The 24,345-nt window shown below is 64.5% G+C and carries 20 protein-coding genes and 1 riboswitch; of the genes, 10 read left to right on the top strand and 10 right to left on the bottom strand.

The features are described 5' to 3' along the window. Positions 1-213 precede the first annotated feature (213 nt). Positions 214-561, bottom strand: a complete 348-nt coding sequence (locus ABD919_RS07235; protein WP_345235189.1) for a DUF7009 family protein — start codon at positions 559-561, stop codon at positions 214-216. Positions 562-709: 148 nt separating this feature from the next. Continuing rightward, complete coding sequence (gene fdhD / locus ABD919_RS07230; RefSeq protein WP_345235187.1) at positions 710-1,576, bottom strand: formate dehydrogenase accessory sulfurtransferase FdhD; 867 nt, start codon at positions 1,574-1,576, stop codon at positions 710-712. A gap of 186 nt (positions 1,577-1,762) precedes the next feature. Here fdhD and ABD919_RS07225 point away from each other — a divergent pair, with 186 nt between their 5' ends. From ABD919_RS07225 to ABD919_RS07215, 3 genes are all read left to right on the top strand, one after another. After that, on the top strand, positions 1,763-3,091 hold the full coding sequence (locus tag ABD919_RS07225; RefSeq protein WP_345235185.1) for a cation:dicarboxylate symporter family transporter: 1,329 nt from the start codon (positions 1,763-1,765) through the stop codon (positions 3,089-3,091). 109 nt (positions 3,092-3,200) lie between these two features. Beyond that, positions 3,201-4,286, top strand: coding sequence for a molybdopterin-synthase adenylyltransferase MoeB (gene moeB, locus ABD919_RS07220; RefSeq protein ID WP_345235184.1), 1,086 nt, complete (start codon positions 3,201-3,203; stop codon positions 4,284-4,286). Positions 4,287-4,383: 97 nt separating this feature from the next. Further along, a complete protein-coding gene (locus ABD919_RS07215) occupies positions 4,384-5,559 on the top strand; it encodes a putative sulfate/molybdate transporter (RefSeq protein WP_345235182.1) in 1,176 nt (391 codons plus the stop codon). Between the two features lie 195 nt (positions 5,560-5,754). On the opposite strand, the gene ABD919_RS07210 is transcribed toward ABD919_RS07215, so the two are convergent. The 4 genes from ABD919_RS07210 to moaA all read right to left on the bottom strand — a co-directional run bounded on the left by ABD919_RS07210 (position 5,755) and on the right by moaA (position 10,961). Further along, positions 5,755-7,332: an MDR family MFS transporter gene (locus ABD919_RS07210; protein WP_345235180.1), complete on the bottom strand. Its 1,578-nt coding sequence runs from the start codon at positions 7,330-7,332 to the stop codon at positions 5,755-5,757. A 272-nt stretch (positions 7,333-7,604) separates the two neighbouring features. Then, positions 7,605-8,783, bottom strand: coding sequence for an MFS transporter (locus tag ABD919_RS07205; RefSeq protein WP_345235178.1), 1,179 nt, complete (start codon positions 8,781-8,783; stop codon positions 7,605-7,607). A 240-nt stretch (positions 8,784-9,023) separates the two neighbouring features. Further along, positions 9,024-9,818, bottom strand: coding sequence for an alpha/beta hydrolase (locus ABD919_RS07200; protein ID WP_345235176.1), 795 nt, complete (start codon positions 9,816-9,818; stop codon positions 9,024-9,026). A 111-nt stretch (positions 9,819-9,929) separates the two neighbouring features. Next, a complete protein-coding gene (moaA, locus tag ABD919_RS07195; protein WP_345235174.1) occupies positions 9,930-10,961 on the bottom strand; it encodes a GTP 3',8-cyclase MoaA in 1,032 nt (343 codons plus the stop codon). A gap of 120 nt (positions 10,962-11,081) precedes the next feature. Here moaA and ABD919_RS07190 point away from each other — a divergent pair, with 120 nt between their 5' ends. Together ABD919_RS07190 and ABD919_RS07185 are read left to right on the top strand one after the other, a co-directional pair. Continuing rightward, entirely contained in the window at positions 11,082-11,324 is a 243-nt protein-coding gene (locus tag ABD919_RS07190; RefSeq protein ID WP_345235172.1) for a MoaD/ThiS family protein, read from the top strand. 105 nt (positions 11,325-11,429) lie between these two features. Beyond that, positions 11,430-11,852 (top strand): molybdenum cofactor biosynthesis protein MoaE, encoded by a 423-nt coding sequence (locus tag ABD919_RS07185; protein WP_345235170.1) that lies wholly within the window; start codon positions 11,430-11,432, stop codon positions 11,850-11,852. Positions 11,853-12,050: 198 nt separating this feature from the next. Here the strand turns inward: ABD919_RS07185 and ABD919_RS07180 are convergent, their stop codons facing one another. The 3 genes from ABD919_RS07180 to moaC all read right to left on the bottom strand — a co-directional run bounded on the left by ABD919_RS07180 (position 12,051) and on the right by moaC (position 14,562). After that, complete coding sequence (locus ABD919_RS07180; RefSeq protein WP_345235168.1) at positions 12,051-12,743, bottom strand: porin family protein; 693 nt, start codon at positions 12,741-12,743, stop codon at positions 12,051-12,053. 136 nt (positions 12,744-12,879) lie between these two features. Continuing rightward, positions 12,880-14,067, bottom strand: coding sequence for an NTP transferase domain-containing protein (locus ABD919_RS07175; protein ID WP_345235166.1), 1,188 nt, complete (start codon positions 14,065-14,067; stop codon positions 12,880-12,882). Between the two features lie 9 nt (positions 14,068-14,076). Next, positions 14,077-14,562, bottom strand: coding sequence for a cyclic pyranopterin monophosphate synthase MoaC (moaC, locus tag ABD919_RS07170; protein ID WP_345235164.1), 486 nt, complete (start codon positions 14,560-14,562; stop codon positions 14,077-14,079). Positions 14,563-14,834: 272 nt separating this feature from the next. Here moaC and ABD919_RS07165 point away from each other — a divergent pair, with 272 nt between their 5' ends. Continuing rightward, positions 14,835-16,037 (top strand): molybdopterin molybdotransferase MoeA, encoded by a 1,203-nt coding sequence (locus ABD919_RS07165; protein ID WP_345235162.1) that lies wholly within the window; start codon positions 14,835-14,837, stop codon positions 16,035-16,037. Positions 16,038-16,135: 98 nt separating this feature from the next. On the opposite strand, the gene ABD919_RS07160 is transcribed toward ABD919_RS07165, so the two are convergent. After that, on the bottom strand, positions 16,136-17,659 hold the full coding sequence (locus ABD919_RS07160; RefSeq protein WP_345235160.1) for a hypothetical protein: 1,524 nt from the start codon (positions 17,657-17,659) through the stop codon (positions 16,136-16,138). A 235-nt stretch (positions 17,660-17,894) separates the two neighbouring features. Next, a riboswitch (SAM riboswitch) is annotated at positions 17,895-18,003 on the top strand. 72 nt (positions 18,004-18,075) lie between these two features. Here ABD919_RS07160 and metH point away from each other — a divergent pair. The 4 genes from metH to ABD919_RS07140 all read left to right on the top strand — a co-directional run bounded on the left by metH (position 18,076) and on the right by ABD919_RS07140 (position 24,295). Continuing rightward, a complete protein-coding gene (gene metH / locus ABD919_RS07155; RefSeq protein WP_345235158.1) occupies positions 18,076-21,897 on the top strand; it encodes a methionine synthase in 3,822 nt (1,273 codons plus the stop codon). Positions 21,898-22,057: 160 nt separating this feature from the next. Next, the gene (gene metF / locus ABD919_RS07150; RefSeq protein WP_345235156.1) at positions 22,058-23,032 is read left to right on the top strand and encodes a methylenetetrahydrofolate reductase [NAD(P)H]; all 975 of its coding nucleotides are present in this window, start codon (positions 22,058-22,060) and stop codon (positions 23,030-23,032) included. 75 nt (positions 23,033-23,107) lie between these two features. Beyond that, the gene (locus ABD919_RS07145; RefSeq protein WP_345235154.1) at positions 23,108-23,596 is read left to right on the top strand and encodes a tetratricopeptide repeat protein; all 489 of its coding nucleotides are present in this window, start codon (positions 23,108-23,110) and stop codon (positions 23,594-23,596) included. 171 nt (positions 23,597-23,767) lie between these two features. Continuing rightward, the gene (locus ABD919_RS07140) at positions 23,768-24,295 is read left to right on the top strand and encodes an energy transducer TonB (RefSeq protein WP_345235153.1); all 528 of its coding nucleotides are present in this window, start codon (positions 23,768-23,770) and stop codon (positions 24,293-24,295) included. The last annotated feature ends 50 nt before the right edge of the window (positions 24,296-24,345 follow it).

Here is a 24,345-nt window from a genome sequence, read left to right as displayed (position 1 = left end):
CTCGTTCCCGCAAATCTTGTGAATACGCTTTCATGCCCGAAGGTAAGGCTGAATCATGTACACTAACCCCGAAACCGCTCTAAGGGGAAGGTTGAGGGGAAGTAAAGGTGCATCCAGGCACCCTCAACCTTCCCTTTTAATGAACTTATGCAGGCCCCTCAGCGCGAATGGCAGGGGAGGCAGGGGAGATAAGCACCGATGCGGCTCACTCCGCTAGTGGCGGCAGTCCAGGTCTTTCTCCACCAGAATACGCAGGTGCTTTCCTTCGGTCAGGGGCATGTCGTGCGAGAAGCTTACGTCGCTGCTTTGCACCCAGGTGCGGGCCTGGGCAAAGGGCACCAGCACGGTGAGGGAGCCGGGCTCATAGTGTACCTGCACCGGCGTTGCCATGGGCAGGGTTTCGGCTGGTTCCGAGCCGTGCTCCAGCACGTAGGTCAGCTGTTGCTCGGGGGCGTTGCCAAAGTGCACGGTGGTCGCTACGCGGCCGGTTTCGGCAAATTCGCGCACTTCAGCTTCGGAGAGGCGCAGGCGCAGGGAGTCGTTTTCGATACGGAGCTTCATTTATCAATGAGTGAATGGGTAAATGGCTGGATGAGTGAATGCGCGGCAATAAGCACAGGCGTGAATGGCTGATTGAGGAATAATGAAGAATGGAAACCAGGCAAGCAAAGGAGAAGATTGAACATCATTCGCCCATTCACTCATTCACTCATTGAACCCGCCACGGGTGGCTGTAGATGTTGTAGCGCCCGTGCCGCACAAAGCCTAATACGGTAAGGCCAAAGGTTTCGGCGGCCTGCACGGCCAGGCTGCTGGGAGCACCCACGGCCGCCAGCACGGCAATACCCGCGGCGGCGGCCTTCTGGACCAGCTCGAAAGAGGCCCGGCCGCTTACCAGCAGAACATGCTGGTGCAGGGGCAGCCACTCGGCCAGCAGCGCCGCGCCAATGAGCTTGTCGAGGGCATTGTGGCGGCCCACATCTTCGCGCAGCAGCAGCAGCTCGCCGGCTGGGGTGAACAGGGCGGCGGCGTGCTGCCCACCGGTTTGCTCGAAGCCGGCCTGAGCGGCCCGCAGCTTGTCGGGCAGCTGGTGCACCACCTCATAAGCCAGGTGGGGGCCGGTGCGGGGCAGCGCCGGGCAGGCAGCGCCCTGCACGGCGGCAATGCTGGTTTTGCCGCAGACCCCGCAGCTGGAGCTGGTGTAGAAGTGGCGCGCCAGGCTGTCGAAGTCAATTGCGACGTGGGCAGCCAGCTCAGCCCGCACCACGTTGCCGGCTTCTTCGGGCTTCGTCACATCGGGGCAGGGCCGGATGCCCAGCAGGTCGGCTTTGCTGCGGATAATGCCTTCGCTGAGCAGGAAGCCGGCGGCCAGCTCCTCGTCGTGGCCGGGGGTGCGCATGGTTATGGCCAGGCTGCGGTGCTGGCGCTGGTCTTCCGGGCCAAAGCCCAGGCGGATTTCCAGCGGCTCCTCGGCTGCGAGCAGGTCGGTGGCCGGCACGGGCGGCCCGTCACCGCTCACCTTCTGAATGTGGGCGTACTCGTAGCTGGCGGCGGGCAGCAGACTGAAAGAGTGCATAGGCAAAAAGCGGAAAGTGAAAAGGTAGCGGGCGGCCAAAGCAGCAAGCAAAGGTCCTGCTTAGCCTTAGCCTGATTACTTACCCCCAGGCAGGCACGCTGCTTTACGGCGCACAAGTTACCGGGGCCACGGCGGTAGCTTTGAGTCCGCAAGCTTCCCTGTTTCTCCCAACAGCTCATCTGCCCTATGATACTACAAACGCTGACCCGCTTCCTCACCCCCGCCGTGCTGCTGGCCATTATCGCCGGGGCCCTGCTGGGCCACTTCGAGCCCGCCGCCGCCGTGCAGATGGAGTTTCTGGGCAAGGGCTTCATCGACGTGGTGAAGCTGTTTATCAACCCCATTATCTTTCTTACCATTACCTTGGGCATCAGCACCATGGGCGACCTGAAAAAGGTAGGCCGCATCGGCGGCAAGGCCCTGCTGTATTTTGAGGTGGTAACCACGCTGGCCCTGCTCATTGGCGTGGTGGTGGCAGCAGTGGTGAAGCCCGGGGCGGGCGTAGCCACCGGCCGGCTCAATACCGCCAAGGTGGGCGAGTACACCCAGCGGGCCGTGGAGTTTTCCTGGGCCCACTTCCTGGCCGACAACCTTACCCTGCAGGTGCTGCTGGTGGCTATTGTGCTGGGCATCGTCCTTAGCAAGTACGCCGGCCGCAAGCCCATCATCCACTTCCTGAAGGAGGCGTCGAAGTACGTGTTCCGGGGGCTGCACCTGGTGATGCTGCTGGCGCCCATCGGCGCCTTCGGGGGCATGGCCTTCACCATCGGCAAGTACGGCATTGCCACGCTGCTGCCCCTGGGCAAGCTCATGGTGACGGTGTACCTGACCATGGCCCTGTTCATCTTCGTCATCCTGGGGGCGCTGCTGCGCTACTGCCGCATCGGCATGTGGTCGTTTCTGAAATACATCCGGGCCGAGCTGCTCATTGTGCTGGGCACTTCTTCGTCCGAAGCCGGGCTGCCGGGACTGATGGAGAAGCTCGAGCGCATGGGCTGCGCCCAGCCGGTGGTGGGGCTGGTGGTGCCCACGGGCTACTCCTTCAACCTCGACGGCACTACCATCTACCTGTCGCTGGCTACCCTGTTCCTGGCCCAGGTGTTCCACGTCGACCTCTCGGCGGGCCAGCTGCTGACCATGATGGGCATTCTGATGGTGACCAGCAAGGGGGCGGCCGGCGTGGCGGGCAGCGGCTTCGTGGTGCTGGCCAGCACGCTCACCGCCATGAAAGTCATTCCCGTGGAAGGACTGGCTTTGCTGCTGGGCGTGGATAGGTTTATGTCGGAGGCCCGCTCCATCACCAACTTTATCGGCAACGGCGTGGCTACCATCTTCCTGGCCCACAGCGAAGGCGCCCTCGACCACGACATGGCCGCCGATGCCCTGGGCAAGTGCCTGACGCCCCTGCGCTTCGTGAAAGCAAACGACGAGGACTACACCGCCGGCGAGTACCTGGGCGACGCCGCCGAGCAGGCCAGCGAAGTGGCCCGGCTGCTGGAAAAGAAGAGGAAGTAGCCACCCTCCTGCTCGCTTGCTTTTGCTCTTTCGGAGCTGTACTCCGAAACAGCGCCAGAAAGGGAGTCCAGCGCAACTCATAACTCATAACTCATAACTCCCTTCCAACATGCCCCTCTCCCCCACCGAAAGCCAACGCTACCTGCGCCACCTGCAGCTGCCCGAAGTGGGCGTGGCCGGCCAGGAAAAGCTGCGCGCGGCCCGGGTGCTGGTGGTGGGTGCTGGCGGCCTGGGCTGCCCCATTCTGCAGTACCTGGCCGCCGCCGGCGTGGGCACGCTGGGCATCGTCGATGCCGATACTGTGGCCCTGAGCAACCTGCAGCGCCAGATTCTGTATGGGCCGGACGACGTGGGCCAGCCCAAGGCCGCGTGTGCTGCCCACGCCCTGGCCCGCCTCAACCCACTGGTGAGTTGCGAGGTACACGCCGTTCGAGCCGACCTGCACACTGTGCGCGCCCTGGTGCCGGCCTACGACCTGGTGATTGACGGCTCCGACAACTTCCCCACCCGCTACCTGCTCAACGACGCCTGCGCACTGTTCGACAAGCCCCTGGTGTCCGGGGCCATCTACCGGTTTGAGGGGCAGGTGTCGGTGTTCAACTACCAGGGCGGGCCTACTTACCGCTGCCTTTTTCCTACGCCGCCCGGCCCCGACGAGGCGCCCGACTGCAACGCCACCGGCGTGCTGGGCGTGCTGCCTGGCCTCATTGGCTGCGTGCAGGCCACCGAGGCGCTTAAGGTGCTGCTGGGCATTGGCGAGGTGCTCAGCGGGCGGCTCTGGGTGCTGGATACGCTCAGCTTTCAGAGCCGCACGCTGAAGTTCCGGCGGCGCGAGGAGCAGGCGGCCATCACCCTCGACACCGCCAATAAAGCTGACTACGCCGAGCTGTGCCACGCTGCCCCGGCGCGGCTCTCACCCGGGAGCCTGCGCGAAATGCTGGCCGGCCCCCATGCACCCCTGCTGCTCGACGTGCGCGAGCCGGCCGAGTACGCGGCGGGCCACCTGCCGGGCGCCCTCCTGCTGCCGCTGAGCGAGCTGCCAAACCGGGCCACTGAGCTCCCTGAGGGCCCGCTGGTGGTGTACTGCCAGCGCGGGGGCCGCAGTGCCCGGGCCGCGGCCCTGCTGCGCGAAGAGCTGGGCCGGGCCGGGGTGCAGGAGCTGGCCGGCGGCTATGAAGCGTGGCTGGCTATTTAGTTGTCAGTTGTTCGTTGTCAGTTGTCAGGTTGTTCTTGATAAGGCAGACAATAGAACAAACTGACAACTGACAACGAACAACTGACAACTGATTTCTATGTCCTCTCTCACCGCTAAGCCTGCCCCAACTACCCGCCCGCCCCTGCGCTTCGACCGCAACGAACTGGCCGGGGCCTTCGGCGACCTGGGCACCGACCTGCCCCTGCTCATCGGCATCATCGCGGCCTCGGGCGTGGACAGCGCCAGCGTGCTTATTCTGTTTGGGCTGATGCAGGTGTTTTCGGGGCTGTGGTACCGGCTGCCCATGCCGGTGCAGCCCCTGAAGGCGTTTGCGGCCCTGGTTATTGCCCAGAAGCTGCCGGGCCGCGTCATTTACGGGGGCGGACTGGCCATTGGAGTAAGCATGTTCGTGCTGTCGGTTACCGGGCTGATTGATGCCCTGGCGCGGCTGGTGCCCAAGGCCGTGGTGCGCGGCATTCAGTTTGGGCTGGCCCTGCAGCTCACCACCCTGGCCCTGAAAGAGTACGTGCCCGCCGACGGCCTGCCCGGCTATGCCCTGGCTGCCGCCGCCTTCCTCATTACAGTGGTGCTGCTCGGCAACCGGCGCTGGCCGGCGGCCTTGCTGGTCATCACCCTGGGCGCAGTTTATGCGCTGGTATTCAAGCTGGACCTGGCCACTGCCCACCGGGCCCTGGCCCTGCGCCTGCCCCAGGGCCACCTGCCCCAGACTGCCGACATCCTCACCGGCGCCCTGCTGCTGGCGCTGCCCCAGATTCCGCTGTCGCTGGGCAACTCCGTGCTGGCGACCCGGCAGATTGCCCAGGACTACTTCCCCGAGCGCGGCCTCACGGTGCGCCAAATCAGCTTCACCTACGCCCTGATGAACCTGGTGAATCCTTTCCTGGGCGGCTTCCCGGTGTGCCACGGCTCGGGCGGCATGGTCGGGCATTACGCATTCGGGGCACGTACCGGCGGCTCGGTGCTGCTCTACGGCGGGCTGTTCCTGGTGCTGGGCCTGTTTTTCAGCCAGGGCTTTCAGCAGGTGGTGCAGATTTTTCCGCTGCCCATCCTGGGCGTGCTGCTGCTGTTCGAGGCCCTCACGCTGGCCGCCCTGCTGCGCGACATCAGCGGCACGCGGCCCGAGCTGCTGCTGGCCCTGCTGGTGGGATTGGTCTGCGCGGGGCTGCCCTACGGCTACCTGGTGGGGCTGGTGGTGGGCACAGCCCTGCACTACGCCATGCGCCGCGGCTGGGTGGGGCTGGGCAAACTTTAATTAGTAATTAATAATTAGCAATTAATAATTTCCATGCGCCTTCTGAGGTGAGGTCCGGAAGGGCCTGGAGCTGCTGGGGAGAACAACTCCCTTCTGTTGAAGGACTTCTGTCGAACGATTTAGTTTTATTGTGCCGCGACAGGCCAGCTTTCAAAGTACAGCTTCTAAAAAGCGCAGGAAGCAGATTCAGAGCGGTTAATCAGCTGCCGGCACCGGCTCGGGCACTGGCCCAGCGTTGGTTTTCTTCAGCGGCAGCTCGGGCACGAACAGCGTCATGATGAGCCCGCCCACGACCAGGCAGATATTCACGAGGTAAACCCGCGAAATGGCTTTGGAAAACGCGGCCCGCATCACCGGGGAGCGGGCCCCGCCGGCTGCCGCGGCGGGCACGGCCGGCCCTTCGCTCACCACGCCCTGCGGCGCCGGCGCGGCACTCACGGGCATGCCTTCCGCCAGGGTGAAGGACAGCACCGCGCCCAGGATGGAGGCTGCAATGGCACCCCCAATCTGCCGGAAAAACTGGCTGGCCGAGGTAGCCTGCCCCATGAGCCGGGGCTCGATGGCATTCTGAATGGCCAGGGTGTAGAGCGGCATGGTAGGCCCCAGCCCAATGCCGCAAATGAGCAGGTAGAGCAGCACCCGGCCGTAGGTAATGTTCACCGGCATGGTGGCCAGCAGGCTCAGCCCACCCAGCAGCACCAGCAGGCCAGCCAGCATCCAGCGCTTGTAGTGGCCGAAGCGCGACACCATCTGCCCGGCCAGCAAAGAGCCCGCGACCACGCCCATCGACAGCGGAATAAGGCTGACCCCGGCTTTGGTGGCACTCAACCCCAGTACATTCACCATAAACAGCGGCTCGAAGATGATGATGCCCAGAAAGGCCCCGCCCAGTAGGAACAGCGCCGCGTTGGCCGTGCGAAACACCTGGTTGCGGAACAGGCCAAAGTCCAGAATGGGGTTGTCGTGGTGCAGGCTGCGGCGCACAAACAGCACCAGCGAGAGCAGCGCCACGCCCAGCAAGGTAAGCGTGTAGGGGTCGGCCCAGCCGTACACGGCCTTGTTGAGCTGCAGGGCCATCACCAGCGGCACCAGCCCGGTCATCAGCAGCAGGGCCGAGAGGTAGTCGAGGCGCCGCGGCTCGGCCGAAGGGCGCAGGGGCGGCATCTGCGTCAGGATAAACCACAAAGCCAGCAGGCCCAGCGGCAGGTTCACGTAGAACACCAGCCGCCAGCCTTCCACGCCGGGAATCAGGCCCGTGCCCTGGTCGGTGAGAAAGCCGCCCAGGAAAGGCCCCAGCACCGAGGACGTGCCGAACACAGCCCCCGTAAAGCCCTGGTAGCGCCCCCGTTCGGCCGGCGGAAACAGGTCGGCAATGATGATGAAGGCCATGGCAAACAGCCCGGCCCCGCCCAGCCCCTGCACCGCCCGGAAGATGATGAGCTGCGTCATGCCGTCGCCCAGCAGCGGCAGCGGGCCAAACTCCCCGGCCAGCCCGCAGAGCATGGAGCCCACCAGAAACACGCTCACCGCGGCCACCTCAATGCTACGCCGCGAGTACATGTCGGCCAGCTTGCCGTAGATGGGCACCAGGGCCGTGCTGGCCACCAGGTAGGCCGTGGCTACCCAGGTAAACCGGTCGAGCCCGTGCAGGTCGTCGACGATGCGCGGCAGGGCCGTCGAGACAATGGTTTGGTCCAGGGAACCAAGAAACATGGCCAGCATGATGCCGAACAAGGTCAGCATCTTCTGGCGGTGGGTAAGAAGTTCAGTCAAAACAGAAAGTGGAGAGCCGGAACAGCAGCAAGGTAGGAATGCCCTGTTTACTACCCGATGGGGGCAGTGGTTGCCAGCCCCACCCCCGGCCCCTCCCCTGCGGGGGAGGGGAGCCAGTTAGCCAGTTAGTATGTTATACTAGATTACTATGCCCCTGAGGCTCCCCTGCCACTATAGGGAGATTGAGTCAATTCTGGGAGATAGGTACCGCCAGGCTCCCCCTCCCCCGCAGGATTCCGCGCATAAAGCGGAGAAGGAGCCGGGGGGTGGGGCTACACCTTCACCCTACTCGCCACTGCCGTTACGCACAGCCCCATCAGCGCCACCAGCACGAACGACACGCGCAGGCTGCTGGCCCCGGCCACGAAGCCGATAACCGGCGGCCCCAGCAGGAAACCCAGGAAGCCGATGGTAGACACCGCCGCCAGCGCCATGCCCGCCGACATCACCTCCGACTTGCCCGCCGCGCTGTACACCAGCGGCACCACCGACGAGGTGCCGAAGCCCACCAGCAGAAAGCCCAGCAGCGCCGTGCCCAGCGTGGGCCAGGCCACGGCCAGCAGCAGCCCCGCCGCCGTGAGCAGCCCGCTGAGCTGAATCACGCGCCGCGAGCCCAGCTTGCCCGCCAGCCAGTCGGAGCCGAAGCGCCCCAGGGCCATGGTGCACATAAAGGCCGTGTAACCCGCTCCTACCCAGCTTTTGTCGGCCTGCACCACTTTCTTGAAGTACACGCCGCTCCAGTCGAACATGGCGCCTTCGCAGATGAGGGCGCAGAAGGCAATCAGGCCCAGGCCCAACAGCGCCTTGTCGGGCTTCACAAACACCGGCTGCTTGGGGTCGACGCCGTGGTCTTCGCGCAGCAGGAAGCCGGCGCTGGCGGCCAGCCCGGCCAGTATCAGCAGGGTGATGAGCAGGAAGTGCCAGCCCGGGGCAATGCTGTGCCCAATCATGAAGGTGCCCAGGGCCGCAGCTACGAAGCCCGCCAGGCTCCACAGCCCGTGGAAGGAGCCCATTACGGGGTGCTCGGGGTAAAGGCGCTCCACGCCCACGGCCTGGGTGTTCACGGCGATGTTGGCCAGGTTGGCGCTGATGCCGAACAGCACCAGGCAGGGCACCAGCTGGTAAATATTCGTGGCCCAGCCCAGGCCCAGCAGGGCGGCGGCATACAGCGCTACGCCGCCCAGCAGCACCGCGCGGCTGCCCTGCCGGGCCACCAGCCAGCCGGCCACGGGCAAGGTGAGCAGTTGCCCGACGGGTATGGCCAGCAGCAGGCCGCCCAGCCCGGCCTCGGAAATACCCAGGCGCTGCTGAATGCTGGGAATGCGGGCGGCCCAGCTGGCAAAGCACAGGCCCATGAGAAAAAACAGCGTGCCCACCGCGAGGCGGTGCGCCGTGCGGGAAACCGGCGGGGCGGGCGGGGTGGCAGCCTCCGTTGAAGCAATAGTTAGCATAGCAGTAATAAAACGCCGGGCGGGCGGGCATATCCGGCGCCCGGCCGGCCCTCATAAGTAAGGAAATTCAAGGTCAGCCAAACGCCTGCGCGGGGCCAGAGGTTGCCAGCCCGGGCGGCTGCCATCCAGGCACTTGCCGCCGGGCGACGCACAAATCCAGGTTTACAAACGTTTTCGGTGGGGTAAAAACCAGGCGGTGGAATCGAAAAAAAATTACGTTTCCAGCGCTAGCCACTGGCCCTACTCCAGCAGCTTCACCAGCTCCTGCAGGTAGCGCGGGTTGTCGCTCATGCCGTTGTGGCCGGCGCGGGGCAGAATGATGACCTTGTCGGTGGGCTTGAGCAGGGGCTTGAGCTTGAGCGACGACTCGTAGTAGATTACCTCGTCGCGGTCGCCGTGAAACAGCACAATGGGAGCCTTCACCTGCCCGATAAGCTCGTTGGTGGGCAAGGGGTAGCGCACCAGGAAGCCCGGCACAAAAGGGTAGAGCCGGGTAGCCAGGTCGCGCATGCTGAAGTAGGGCGCCTGCAGAATCAGCAGGCGCGGCTGCTGCCGGGCGGCCAGCCAGGTAGCGGGCCCGGTGCCCACCGAGTAACCGAGAATAATGGTCCGGCTTTCGGGGTACTCGCCCAGCAGTGAGGCATAAGCCGCCTGCACATCGGCCATGAGCTGGGCCTGGCTGGTAATCTGCCCCTCGCTTTTGCCATAGCCCCGGTAGTCGAGGATAAACACGTCGTACTGCAGCCGGGTATAGGTTTCGGCCACTTCGCCCCAGCTATCCACGGCACCGCCGTTGCCGTGCAGGTAGAATATCAGGCCCTTGGAGCTGGGGGCCCGAAACAGCAGCCCGTGCAGGCGCGTCCCGTCTTCCGCCTTAATCCAACGCTCCTCGTGCTGGCCGGGAAAGCGAAACTGATAGTCAGCCGGCAGCTGGCTAGGGTAAAATAGCAGGCTTTCCTGCTTGAAGTAGAGCAGGGCGCACACCGCCACGTACAGCACCACGACGATGCTGAGGATGATGAGTAAGGCTTTCAAGTCAGATGCGAGCTTAAGGGAGCCGAAAGGTAAACATGACAGCAGCTGTAGCGTGGGCTCTGCGAGTCCGCGTAGTTGAACGTCTACCCGCACCGACTCGCAGAGCCCACGCTACCCACCGATGGTGGCCATGCTCTCGAAGCTAAGCTGGTGCAGGGGGCGCTGCTGCTCGGCCTCAAACCCGTCCTTGGCCCGGTTGCGGAAGGCCTGGGCCAGCGCGGCCCTGATATCGGCGTCCGAGGCACCGCCGCGCAGCAGGGCCCGGGTATCGAGCACGCCCTGGTCGTAGAGGCAGGTTTTGAGTCCGCCCTCGGGCGTGAGGCGCAGGCGGTTGCAGCTGCCGCAGAAGGTGCGGGAGTAGGCCGCGATAATGCCCACGCTGCCCGTGTGCCCGGCAATGGTGTAGTCGGCCGCCGTGGCGCCGGCGGGCCGGGGCAGCGGCGTGAGCGCGCCGAAGTGCTGCTCCAGGTGCTGGCGAATGCGCTGGTGGTGCCAGGGCAAAGAAGCCGGCGTGGCCGCGTGGCTGCCCCCGTTGAAGGGCATCTCCTCGATAAAGCGCACGTCCACCGGCAGCTCCCGGCTCAGCTCGGCCAGCGGAATCAGGTCCTCAATGTTCTGCCCTTCCATCACCACCGCGTTGATTTTTACCTGAATGCCCTCGTCCAGCAGGGCTTGCAGCGTGGCCAGCACCTGCGGCAGCTCGTCGCGCCGGGTGATGCGGTGAAACCGCTCCCGGTTCAGGGTATCCAGGCTGAGGTTGACGCTGCGAATGCCCAGGCGGGCCAGCGCGGGCACGTGGGGCCGGGTCAGCACGCCGTTGGTGGTCAGGCTCACATCGGCAATGCCGGGCACTTCCACCAGGCGCTCGATAAAGGGCATGAGGTCGCGGCGCACAAAAGGCTCGCCCCCGGTGAGGCGCACCTTGCGCACGCCCAGGCCAGCCAGCAGGGAGCACAGGCGCAGCATCTCCTCGTAGCTGAGCAGCTCCTGCCGCGGCATGTATTGAATTCCTTGCTCCGGCATGCAGTAAAAGCAGCGCAGGTTGCAGCGGTCCGTCACGGCCAGGCGCAGGTATTCCAGCGGCCGGCCGTGCTGGTCGTAAAGCGGGGAGGCCGGTGGCGTAGATACAGAGGATGCGGGCACGTTTATCAGCAAATTTGTCGGCTTACTACGCAAGTTGCCGGGTAGAGCTAAACCCGCCCCGGCAAAAAGGTGTTCAAGCCCGGCGGCCTTTGTGCGTCCGCCCAACAATCCAACGAAGATATGTCCTTAAAAATCGCCCTCTACGGCATCACCCGCGACATCGTGGGCACGTCCGTCATCGAGCTGCCCGCCCCGGCCCCCACCACCGTAGGCGAGCTGCTGGCTGAGATGCGCCGGCAGTACCCCGCCCTGGGCCAGCTGCGCAGCTGCGCCGTAGCCGTCAATAACGAGTATGCCTCCGACGAGCAGGCCCTGCACACCGTGGATGAAATCGCGCTGATTCCGCCGGTAGCCGGTGGGTAGAGCGGCCGGGCGTGAAGCTGGGCTTCGCGCCCGGCCGCGCCGTTTGCTCTTAAAGTATGACCCCTTCAATCAAAGGCGAGGCAGAGCTTCGCGGCATAAATTCCAATGACTCCTCACTTAGAAATAACCGACCAGCCCATTGACGTTGCCGCGGCGCTGGCCGCGGTGCAGACCGATGCGGCGGGAGCCGTAAACTCCTTTATTGGTACGGTCAGGCGTCAGTCGGGAGGGCGGGCCGTGCGGCGGCTGCACTACGAGTCGTACGACAGCATGGCCCTGCGCCAGCTCAGTCACGTTGTGGCCCAGGCCTACGAGCGCTGGCCCATGCTGGAAAAAGCCGCCGTCGTTCACCGCAAGGGCACGCTGGAGCTGGGCGATGTAGCCGTGGTGGTGGCCGTAGCTACGCCCCACCGCGCCGAGAGCTTTGCCGCCTGCCAGTTTATCATCGACACGCTCAAGCAGGTGGTTACCATCTGGAAGCGGGAAGAATATGAGGATGGCACGGAGTGGGTGGCGGCCCATCCGTAGAGTCAATTAGCAGTGGACAGTTAGCAGTTAACAGTTAAAAAAGAACGTCATGCTGAGCTTGTCGAAGCATCTCTACCACGAGAGTAAATCCACTTGAAAAGGATTACTGCCGCGGGCAAGAAGGTTCGCTTTCGCTATGCATGACGTTCTTTTTGCTTGTCAGGCTATTTGCGCAGGCGACGCCGGCACAACCGGCGCTTACTTGCTCGGAATCAGGTAGCCCAGCGAGAGCTGGAAAGCCGAGTGGCGGGCATTTTTGAGGTCGCCGTTGAAGTAGGTGCTGTTGTCGCTTTTCACGAAGTCGCTCAGGGCGCCGGTGTAGCGCAGGTTCAGGCTCAGGCCGTTCTCGGCCTGGTAGCCCACGCCGGCCACGTAGCCCAGCTCGTTGCGGTTGAGGCCGCTCACATCGCGCTTGTTCTGGGCTTCCGTGGTGCTTGGAGCCCCGCCCAGGGGGGGCGTGGTCGTGGTACGGGTTTCGTTGTTGGCGCTCAGCAGGTAGGAATACTGCGGCCCGGCCTCGGCAATGAAGCCGCCGGCGTTCACCTTAAAGAGCACGGGCACGTCGAGGTAGTTGTAGCTGACGCGGCCTTCGCGGACCTGCTTGCCGCCCAGCAGGCCGCTGTATTCCACAGGCTTGTTTTCGAAGCCTTTCTGGGAGTACAGAATTTCCGGCTGCACCGACAGGAAGTTGTCGTCCACCAGCGGCACGTTAATCATAATGCCGCCCAGGAAGCCGGCTTTGTTGTTGTAAGTAGATTCGTTCTGAACGTTGCCGGCCAGGTTGGAGTAGTTGGCGCCGGCCCGCAGGCCAAAGCGCACGTCCTGGGCCTGAGCAGAAGAAAAGGCAGCCGACGCCAGCAGCGCAGCCCCCAGAATTGCAGTCTTTTTCATGATGAAAAAAGCGGTTAGAAAACGGTTGTTGAGGCTGGCACTTCCGAAAAGTGTGCCAACCCACCATCCTGAACACTATTCCATCTGAAAAAATTACCAAATACGCTTACATTCAGCCAGATTTTTATCCGGCTTCTCAGCCCAGCTCCTGCTCCGCCGCGGCCCGCTCTTCCGGGGTATTCACGTTGCGCAGCTCGGCCGGCTCCGGCGCACTAAGCAGAGCGATGTCGGAGTTAATCAGGGCCTTGCGGGGGCAGGAATAGCCCAGGCCCAGGAAGCGCAGCAGCTGCCCATAGCTGCGCGGCTCCCAGATGGTGACCAGCGGCTCGGGGAAGTCGCTGACGGGGCTGCGCAGGGCCGTGGCGAGGCGGCCAGGCTGCCGCAGCTGCACCAGATAATCCAGTGTGGTAGTGGTGAGGAAAGGCAGGTCGCAGGCCAGCACCAGCCAGGCCGCGTTGGGGTCGTGCTGCAGGGCCGAGAGCAGGCCACCCAGCGGGCCCAGCCCCAGAAAGGTATCGGGCAGGGCCTTAAGGCCCACGGGCACGTCCTCTACCTGGTCGGGCCGGCAGGATACGTACACTTCCGCGCAGTAGGGCGCCAGCAGGCCGGCCGTGTGCTCGCGCTGGTCGAGGCCGTGGTAGCGCAGGCGGGCCTTGTCGGTTTGCATCCGCTCGCTGCGGCCGCCGGCCAGCACCAGCCCTTTCAGCACGGGTAAGGCCGCCGCGTACCACTGCCGGATAAAGGCCGCGATGCCGGCGGTGTCGGCCAGGGACAGCACGGGCGGCAGCGGCGCGGCGGCCAGGTGCGCTGTCAGCACGGCCGGCAGCTCGGCTTGCCCTTCGGCCAGCAGAATCAGCCGCACGTCGGTGAGGCGGTCCAGCTTTTTATCCAGGGGCTTGCGCGGGTCGACAATGACGACCTGCTGCCGGGCGCGGAAGTGGTTGCCGTTCACCAGCACCAGGCTTTCGTGGGCCAGCAGCTCGGTCTGGGCAAAGCGGTCGAGGCCGCGCGTGGTGTTGAGCTGGCGGTAGGTGATTTTATCTACCAGCTCGGCTGCCAGCGCATCGGCCCCTACCTGGGGCACCGGGCGGGCGGCAGCGGGGGTAGCGGCCGCAGCCGCGTCGCCGGCCGCGTGGTCGGCATCAACGTAAGCCACGCGCAGCGCCGGCGCCAGCAAGGGCAGCAGCCGCGCCACCAGGGCTTGAATGTCGCCGCAGGGTGCCCCCAGAATGGCCAGCTCGTGCCGGCCAAACTCACCCAGGTCGGGCCGGGCCAGGGCGGCGTGCTTGCGGTGTTTGGGGGACTGGTTTTCAGATGTCGGCATAGCTGGAAGTCAGGTTGTTTCGGGCCGCAGGAAGTCGCGCTTGCCGCCGGTTTTCTCCACCAGCTGCACCTGCTCGATGGTGATGTCGTGCGAGAAGGCCTTGCACATGTCGTAGAGCGTGAGGGCGGCCACGGTGGCGCCGGTCAGGGCTTCCATCTCCACGCCGGTGCGGCCCGTCACCACGGCGGTGCACTCCACGCGCAGGGCGTCGGCCCCGTCGGGCTCAATGCTCACCCGGCAGTCGTCGAGCCCCAGCGGGTGGCACAGCGGAATCAGGTCGGCGGTGCGCTTGGCACCCAAGATGCCCGCCAGAATCGCGGTATGAATCACGGGCCCCTTGTGCGAGGGCAGCTCGCCGGCCTGCACGCGGGCCAGCAGCTCGGTGCCCAGCACCACGCGGCAGCGGGCCCGGGCCAGGCGGCGCGTCGGCACTTTAGCGCCCACATCGACCATGGTGGGCTGGTTGGCAGCGTTTACGTGGGTGAAGTTTTCCATAAGTCCAGCTAAGTGAAGAGCCGTGGCGGGAGTTGCTTTGCTACCTCCAAACAAAGCTACGCCCTTACCTTCCCTGGCGTTGGCTGGCTAGTCCACACCCGAAGGCCCGCTTATTACTGTTTCAATCGTTATTTCTGAGCCGCTTTCAGGTTGGTGTACTGAGTTAAAAGTGAAGAGTTAAAAAGCAGGTCAAGTGAGTTTTAACTCTTCACTTTTAACTCTCCTAAAGGAGCACCAAACAGACAATACGTTGTTAATTAATTATTTACACCATGCTGAATGTTGCTGAAGCCTATGCCCGCGTGCTGTCCACCACCCGGCCCCTGCCGCCCGAAACCGTGGCGCTGCCGGCCGCCGCTGGCCGCCTGCTCGCTCAGGATTTAGTGGCCGACCGCGACTTCCCCCCCTTCCACCGCGTAGCCATGGATGGCATTGCCCTGGCCCACGCCGCCTGGGCAGCCGGGCAGACCGAGTTTGCAATCGAAGGCAGCCAGTTTGCCGGCGCGCCTTCGGTTCCACTGCAGAGCCCGCTGGCCGCCCGGGAGGTGATGACCGGCGCCGTGCTGCCGCCCGGCACCGACACCGTGGTGCGGTACGAAGACTTAAGCCTGGCCGATGGCCGCGCCACCCTCCTCATCCCGCCGCCCGAAAAGCCCGGCACCCATATTCATCCCCGGGCTGCCGACCGCCGTGCGGGCGAGCTGCTGCTGCCCGCCGGCACCCGCCTGGGCCCGGCCGAGCTGGCCGTAGCCGCCACGGTGGGTGCCGCCCAGGTGCAGGTGCAGCGCCGGGCCCGCCTGGCCGTGGTGAGCACCGGCGACGAGCTGGTGGAAATTGACGCCACGCCCCTGCCCCACCAGATTCGGCGCTCCAACGCCTACGCCCTGCAGGCCCTGCTGCAGCCGGCGGGTGCCGAGGTTTCGCTGTTTCACCTTACCGATGAGCTGAGCTCCCTGCGCTCGGGACTAACCAACATCCTAGCCGCCGGCTTCGACGCCGTGGTGCTGAGCGGGGCCGTGAGCAAGGGCCGCGCCGACCACCTGCCGGCCCTGCTGCAGGAACTGGGCGTGCAGGAAATCTTCCACGAGGTAAGCCAGCGCCCCGGCAAGCCGCTGTGGTTTGGGGCGCGAGCCGGCGGGCCGGTGGTGTTCGGCCTGCCCGGCAACCCGGTTTCCACCTTCCTGACCGCCTGCCGCTACGTGCGGCCCTGGCTGCAGGCCTGCCAGCAGGGCCTGGCCCCGCCGCTGCCGCCCCTGGCCTTGCTCACGGAAGAAGTGGTGTTCAGGCCCCAGCTGAGCTACCTGCTGCCGGTGCGCCTGCACGTCGATGCCCAGGGCCGGCGCCTGGCCACGCCCCGGCCTACGGGCGGCTCCGGCGACCTGGCCGGCCTCATCGGGGCCGATGCTTTTGTGGAGCTGCCGGCCGGGGAAAGCGTATTTCCGGCCGGCTCAGCCTGGCCGGCGTGGGAGATATAGCCACATGGCAGGCCCGCTTGTAGCTGCCTCAACCAGCCCCAAGCCCGCAGCTTGGCTCGAGCGCTGGACTTACCAAGTGGTTTGTAGCGGCAGAACCGTCATGGGCGCTTGTTTGACTCGATATTAACCGCTTCTGCCAGGAAGCTCATTGTGCCCTGCTGATTGGTTAGCAGGATGCCGCCAAGCTGTGCTTTGGCGCCCGCCGTGCCCGTGATGTAGGCTCTGCCAGCGGCCAGGCTGATGCTGCTTCCTCCCTGCAACCCGCTGCCGCTGCCGGTGATGGTCCAGGCCTCCTGCGGGGCCGGGCCGTCATCCAGGTACTTGGCAACGAAGAGCTGCCCATCCTTGGCTCCGGTTACCAGCAGCGCGTTTCCGCTGACGGCAATGCTGTTGCCTCGTCCTACGCCAATGTTTTTGGCCCAGGCCAGCGTTGCCGTACTGCCAGCGTCGGTGTACTTGGCCACGAACACCTCCCGGTTGGGCGCCGGGCTCAGGCCCCGGAGGGTAACGCCATCGAAGCGAACCCGCATGGAGCCGGCAGGCGCAATCCAGTCGTTCTGAACGTAGCCCGTTACATACACGCTGCTGCCGCTCACGGCCAGTGCCTGCCCGGCATCGGCGTAGGTACCACCGCCGTACCTGGCCCAGGCCTCGGTAGCGGTGGCACCCGCATCAAGGTACTTGACCAGGAACATGTCCTGGCTTTTCTCCGGGCCAGCGGCCGCGGCCATCACCGGGCCGTGTGGGTTATTCTTGCGAAACTCCGGGTTTCTGCGCCCTTCTCCTCCGGTAACATACACATTGCCCCCGCTCACGGCAATACCCTGGCCCTCATCGGGCCCTTCACTGCCCCGTAGCATGACCCAGCCGACCTTGGCCGAATCCCCTGCATCGACGTACTTGGCAATGAAAGTATCCATCTCATTGGTACCAATCCATTGTTTGGCCCGGCTAAGGCCCTGCATCCGGTTCGGGCCAAAGCGAAATGGCGGGGAAGTGGCAATGCCCTCCACCGAGCCGGTGAGGTACACATTCGGGCCATCGATGGCGATGCTGCGGCCGACGTCGAGGCCGGGCCCGCCCGCCGCATAGGCCCAGTTGACCCGGGCCGTCGGCCCCGCATCGGTAAGCTTGGCCACCAGCACATCCTGAAAGTTAACGTTTACCGGAGCGGCCAAAACGATGCGGCTGAAAAGCCCTTGCATTGCCTCGGGCGCCTCCTGCGTTGGCGTACCGGTGCCAATCTGGCCCGTCAGGTAAATACTGTTGCCGCTCACCGCGATGCTGTGGCCGGTGTCGAAGCCGGTGCCGCCGCCCCCGTAGGCCCATATCCAGCGGCCGGTGGCGCTGCTCCACTTGGCCACGAATACGTCGGAGCCCCCCGCACTTGTCAGCTGGGTTGTGCCAAAGCGGACGGTTCCCTCAAAGCCCCCCGTCACGTAAACATTGCCGGCTCCATCCGTGGCCGTAGCCAGGCCCTTGGGCCCGGCCCCTTGCAGGCTGACGACGTTGACAACCCGCCGCCAGGCCGGGACCTGGGCAGCAGCAGATGACGACAGCAGCAGGCCCAGCCACAGCAGGCACAGCCCCGGCAGAATGCGGCTCAAAGCATGAGTATCCATGAAGAACAAGATAGGAAACGAAGTTGCGGCGCTCTCGCCAGGGTTTACAGTACTCAAAGCCTGCATCGCCAGTATTGCTGGAACTCAGGCCAACGCAGGCAGGCTCATACTATTATGCTCCCGGCTGGCCAGCCAGCCGGAGCGGCCTTGCTTTGGGGCCGGGGCAGGGCACAAGTTAGCCAAAGAGAGCCCCGCCCTAGTATGTTTCCCAAGCCCGGCCGTATCTTCGCCGTCGCTGCTATCCAGAAAGACCGAGGGACTGGGCCCGACGACGTCTTGGCAACCTATCGAGAGTAGGTGCCAACTCCCATTTCACCAAGCCCTTAGGTGAAAGAAGATGACAGCCGGAACCGTGCCTTGCCGCGCGGGTTTCTTTCTGGATGCACGCGCCTACGCCGTTACCTGACCCGAAAGAAATGTCCCACGCCTCCCCCACCGCCCTGCCCCACGCCCTGCCGGCCCCGGCCCGCCTGCCCGAGCTGCTGCGCCAGCGCCTGCTCATCCTCGACGGCGCCATGGGCACCATGATTCAGCGCCACCCCCTCACGGAGGAAGACTTCCGCGGGAGCCGCTTTGCCGACCACCCCCGCCCCCTGCGCGGCAACAACGACCTGCTGAGTCTCACCCGACCCGACATCATCAAGGGCATTCACGCCGAGTACTTCGCTGCCGGGGCCGACATGGTGGAAACCAATACCTTCTCGGGCACCACCATCGCCCAGGCCGACTATGGCCTGGAGCACATTGTGTATGAGCTGAACTTTGAGTCGGCCCGCCTGGCCCGTGAGGCAGCCGACGAGTACAGCACGCCCGACAAGCCTCGCTTCGTGGCCGGCGCCATCGGCCCCACCAACCGCACGGCCTCGCTCTCGCCCGACGTGAACCGGCCCGGCTTCCGCGCCGTCACCTTCGACGAGCTGGCCACCGCCTACCACGAGCAGGTGCGCGGCCTGGTAGACGGCGGCGTAGATGCCCTGCTCATCGAAACCATCTTCGACACCCTGAACGCCAAGGCCGCCCTGTTTGCGGTGCAGCAATTCTTCGACGAGGGCGGCCGGCCGGTGCCGCTGATGATTTCCGGCACCATCACCGACGCCTCGGGCCGCACCCTGTCGGGGCAGACGGTGGAAGCCTTCTGGAACTCCATCCGTCACCTGCCCCTGCTCAGCGTGGGCCTCAACTGCGCCCTGGGGGCCCAGCAGCTGAAACAGTACGTGGAAGAGCTGGCCCGCATCGCCGACGTGCACATCTCGGCCTACCCCAACGCCGGCCTGCCCAATGCCTTCGGCGGCTACGACGAGTCGGCCCAGGAATTTGCCGCCGTGGTGGAAGACTACCTCAGGGACGGCCTGGTGACGGTGGTGGGCGGCTGCTGCGGCACCACACCCCAGCATATTGCGGAGCTGAGCAAGCTGGCGGAGAAGTATAAGCCCCAGCCCCACCCCCCTACCCCCTCCCCTGTTGGGGAGGGGGAGCCCAACGGCAGTGGTACCGAACCGGCTCCCCTCCCCCGCAGGGGAGGGGTCGGGGGTGGGGCTACCCGCCTCGCCGGCCTCGAACCCTTCAACATCACGCCCAGCAGCCTGTTCGTGAACGTGGGCGAGCGCTGCAACGTGACCGGCTCCCGCGCCTTTGCCCGCCTCGTGCGCACCGGCGCCTACGAGCAGGCCCTGGCCGTGGCCCGGCAGCAGGTGGAGGAGGGCGCCCAGGTGCTCGACATCAACATGGACGAGGGCATGCTGGACTCGGAGCAGGTGATGACCACCTTCCTGCACCTCATTGCCTCCGAGCCCGACATCGCCCGGGTGCCGGTGATGATAGACTCCTCGAAGTGGAGTGTGCTGGAAGCCGGCCTGAAGTGCGTGCAGGGCAAGAGCATCGTCAACTCCATCTCCCTGAAAGAGGGCGAGGAAGCCTTTAAGGCGCGGGCCCGCACCGTGCGGCAGTACGGCGCGGCCGTGGTGGTGATGGCCTTCGACGAGCAGGGCCAGGCCGACACCCTGGAACGGCGCATTGCCATCTGCCAGCGCAGCTACGACATCCTGGTGAATGAGGTAGGCTTCCCGGCCGAGGACATCATCTTCGACCCCAACATCCTGACCGTGGGCACGGGCATGGAGGAGCACCGCCGCTACGCCCTCGACTTTATTGAGGCCGTGCGCTGGATTAAGGCCCACCTGCCCGGTGCCCTCACCAGCGGGGGCGTGAGCAACATCAGCTTCGCCTTCCGCGGCAACGACGTGGTGCGCGAAGCCATGCACTCGGCCTTCCTCTACCACGCCATCCGGGCGGGGCTCGACATGGGCATCGTGAACCCCAGCCAGCTGGCGGTGTACGACGAAGTACCAAAAGACCTGCTCGAGCTGGTGGAAGACGTGCTGCTCGACCGCCGCGACGACGCTACCGAGCGCCTCATCGACTTCGCGGAAACCGTGAAGCAGAAGGACAAGGTGGAAGTGGTGGCCGATGCCTGGCGCAGCCTGCCCGTGGCCGAGCGCCTGCAGCACTCGCTGGTGCGCGGCATCACCGAGTTTATTGAGCAGGACACCGAGGAGGTGCGCCAGCAGGTAGGGCGCCCGCTGGAGGTGATTGAGGGCCCGCTCATGGCCGGCATGAACGTGGTGGGCGACCTGTTCGGAGCCGGCAAGATGTTTCTGCCCCAGGTGGTGAAGTCGGCCCGCGTGATGAAGAAGGCCGTGGCGTATCTGGAGCCCTTCCTGCTGGCCGACAAGCGCGGGCAGGAACGGCAGACGGCCGGCAAGATTCTGCTGGCCACAGTGAAAGGCGACGTGCACGACATCGGCAAGAACATCGTGGGCGTGGTGCTGGCCTGCAACAACTTCGACATCGTGGACCTGGGCGTGATGGTGCCGCTGGATAAGATTCTGGACGAAGCCCAAACCCAGGGCGCCGACATCATCGGCCTGAGCGGGCTGATTACGCCCAGCCTCGACGAGATGGTGTACGTGGCCCAGGCCATGAAAAAGCGCGGCCTGACCACCCCGCTGCTCATCGGCGGCGCCACCACCTCGCGCCTGCACACCGCCGTGAAGATTGCGCCGGCCTACGACGGCCCCGTGGTGCACGTGAACGACGCCTCCCGCAGCGTGGGCGTGGCGGCGGGCCTGCTGGGCTCGGGCGCCGGGGCCTACGCCCGGGCCGTGGCCGACGACTACGCCGCCCTGCGCAGCGACTACGCCGGCCGGCAGCGCGACAAGCGCTACCTCAGCATCGAAGCCGCCCGCGCCAACGGGTTTAAGTCGGACTGGGACGCCGTGCCCATCACCCGCCCCAGCTTCCTGGGCACCCGGGTGCTGGACGACTACGACCTGGCCGAGCTGGCCCGCTACATCGACTGGACGCCCTTCTTCCACACCTGGGAGCTGAAAGGACGCTACCCGCGCATTCTGGAAGACGAGAACCTGGGCGAAGCCGCCCGCCGGCTGTTCGACGACGCCCAGGCCATGCTCGCACGCATCATTGATGAAAAGCTGCTGCAGGCCCGCGCCGTGCTGGGCTTCTGGCCGGCCAATACCGTCGACCACGACACCATTGAGGTGTATGCCGACGAGCAGCGCCAGCAGGTAACCACGGAGTTTTTCACCCTGCGCCAGCAGGGCGAGAAGGGCCCCAACATCCCCAACCTGGCTTTTTCCGACTTCCTGGCGCCCAGGGACAGCGGCCGCCCGGACTACCTCGGCGGCTTCGCCGTGACGGCCGGCATCGGCATCGAGCGCCTGCTGCAGCAGTTTGAGGCCGAGCACGACGACTACTCCAGCATCATGGTGAAGGCCCTGGCCGACCGCCTGGCCGAAGCCTTCGCCGAGCGCCTGCACGAGCGGGTGCGCCGCGAGTTCTGGGGCTACGCGCCCGACGAGCAGCTGAGCGGCGACGACCTCATTCAGGAGAAGTACCGCGGCGTGCGCCCCGCGCCCGGCTACCCCGGCTGCCCCGACCACACCGAGAAAATCACCCTGTTCCAGCTGCTGGAGGCCGAAAGCAAGTCGGGCATCACCCTCACCGAAAACCTGGCCATGTACCCCGCCGCTTCCGTCAGCGGCATGTACTACGCCCACCCCGACGCCCGCTACTTCGGCCTCGGCCGCATCGGGCCCGACCAGGTAGCCGATATTGCCCGCCGCAAAGGCATGCCCGTGCCGGAGCTGGAGCGCTGGCTGATGCCGAATCTGAACTACAGCCCCACCCCCGACCCCTCCCCTGCAGGGAGGGAAGCCTGATGATGCCCTGTACCGCAAATTTTATATCCTCCAAGCCAGCTTGGAGTTAGGGCAAGCAGCATTGTCTAGGCCTCTATAATATTGTAAACAAGCCAAAATATGCCTTAAATCGTCAGGCTCCCCTCCCCGCAGGGGAGGGGCCGGGGGTGGGGCTGAACATATGAAAGTTACCGAACACCTGGCCCGCGCCAAGGGCAAAACCCTGTTCTCGTTTGAAGTGCTGCCGCCCCGCAAGGGCGAAACCATTCAGAACCTGTTCAACAACATCGAGCCGCTGCTGGAATTCAAGCCGCCGTTTATCGACGTGACCTACCACCGCGAGGAGTTTGTGCTGCGCGAGCGGCCCGGCGGGGGCTTTACCCGGCGGGCCGTGCGCAAGCGGCCGGGCACGGTGGCCATCTGCGCAGCCATCAAAAACCGCTTCGACGTGGACACCGTGCCCCACCTCATCTGCGGCGGCTTTTCGCGGGAGGAAACCGAAAACGCCCTGATAGACCTGCACTTCCTGGGCATCGACAACGTGCTGGCCCTGCGCGGCGACCCCGTGAAAACCGAGCCCCACTTCCAGCCCCACCCCGAGGGCCACGCCTACGCCGACGGCCTCATTGCCCAGATTGCCGCCCTCAACGCCGGCCGCTACCACGACCACGACGAGAACTTCCAGCCCGAAGGCACCGACGCCTGGGCGTCCGACTTCTGCATTGGCACGGCCGGCTACCCCGAAAAGCACTTCGAAGCCCCCAATCATGGCTCCGACATGCGCTACCTCAAGCGCAAGATTGACGCCGGCGCCGACTACATCGTAACGCAGATGTTTTTCGACAATGAGGAGTTTTTTAAGTTCGAGAAGCGCTGCCGCGAGGCCGGCATCACCGTGCCCATCATTCCCGGCCTCAAGCCCCTCACCACCAAAAGCCAGCTCACTACCCTGCCCCGCTCCTTTTACCTGAGCATTCCCGAAGCCCTGGCCGAGGCCGTCAGCCAGTGCCGCGACAACGAGTCGGCCCGCGCCATCGGCATCGAGTGGTGCCTCAACCAGAGCCGCGAGCTCATGGCCCACGGCGTGCCCTGCCTGCACTACTACTCCATGGGCAAGGCCGAAAGCATCCGCCGGATAGCCAAGGAGCTGTTTTAACCAGCAGGGAACCCGGAACCGGAAGAAATGAGGGACGTTAATACTCATTGTTAACTGCTCACTGTCCAGCCTCACATGTCAGCTGTGTTAGATGACTTATTCGACCGCCTGCGGGCGGCCACCTCGCCCGTGGAGATTGAAGCCTTGCAGGACGCCATCTGGCAGCACTGGCTCAGCACAGGCCAGCAGCACCTAGACAAGGCCCTCGAAGCCGGCATGCGGGCCCTGCAGGCCGAAGACTATACAGCAGCCATCGCCGAGTTTAACCAGATAATCCAACTAGCGCCACAGCTTGCCGAGGGCTGGAACAAGCGTGCTACGGCCTATTATCTGCGGGGCGAGTACCGTGCCGCGCTGTCCGACATTGCAGCGGCACTGCAGCGCGAGCCTCGTCATTTCGGGGCGCTGTGGGGACAGTTTCGTATTCTCGAACACTTGGGCGAAACGCGGCGCGCATTGGCCATATTAAATCGGCTGGATGCCATTTGCTCAGGATTTTACGGCCTGCGAGAGCTACAGCTTACCTTCCGGGAACGATTGGGAGAAAATGATGCAATCGATTAGGGAAAATTTGCGTTCTTGTGTCTAGCGAATGTACCTTTCTTTAACCTAATCAGGTTTTGAGGCCCTCAAGCACTCTTTCTCCGATTTTTTCCCACCAGTTCCATGAAGAATACAATTACTTATCTCGTTTTCTTAGTAGCTCTTACCACCACTCCCGCTTTCGCCCAAAAAATGGTTACCACGGAATGGGAAAGCGGCATGATGGACAAAAAGAACAAAGTGGGCGTATGGGAGTACTTTGGCTACACTCCCTCCAAGCGCCAGGTGACGGTGCAGAAGTACGACCACACCAATAACAAGCTGGTGTATTACCGTCCCATTCCGGAATCCCACTACAACGTAGAGCTGCAGTCCGGCAAATGGACGCGCCGCCTCGTTGACCAGCCACCGCTGTTTATTGGTGGCGATGCCGCCCTGGCCAACTACACCACCCGGCTGAACTACCCCAAGGCAGCCCAGGCCGGCAACATTCAGGGCCGGGTTACCATCGTTTTCACCCTCGACACCCTGGGCCGGGCTTCCAACCACAAGGTGCTGAGCGGCATTGGCGGGGGCTGCGATGAAGAAGCCCTGCGGGTGGCCCGCGAAATTCCCGACCAGTGGATTCCGGCCCGTATAGGCTCGAAAGCCGTGCGCATTGAGTACGAGCTGCCCATGACCTTCCGCCTCGCCCAGCCGGTTACGCAGATTGGCTATTAGGGCTCTGTCTCTTTCCGCGGATTAAGGTTAATAAGGGGGCGTGCAAGGTT

The sequence above is a fragment of the Hymenobacter saemangeumensis genome (assembly GCF_039541835.1).
In the GTDB taxonomy this organism is placed as follows: Bacteria; Bacteroidota; Bacteroidia; order Cytophagales; family Hymenobacteraceae; genus Hymenobacter; species Hymenobacter saemangeumensis.
The sequence above is the reverse complement of the archived record's forward strand: the minus strand, read 5'-3'. Positions and strand labels throughout refer to the sequence as shown.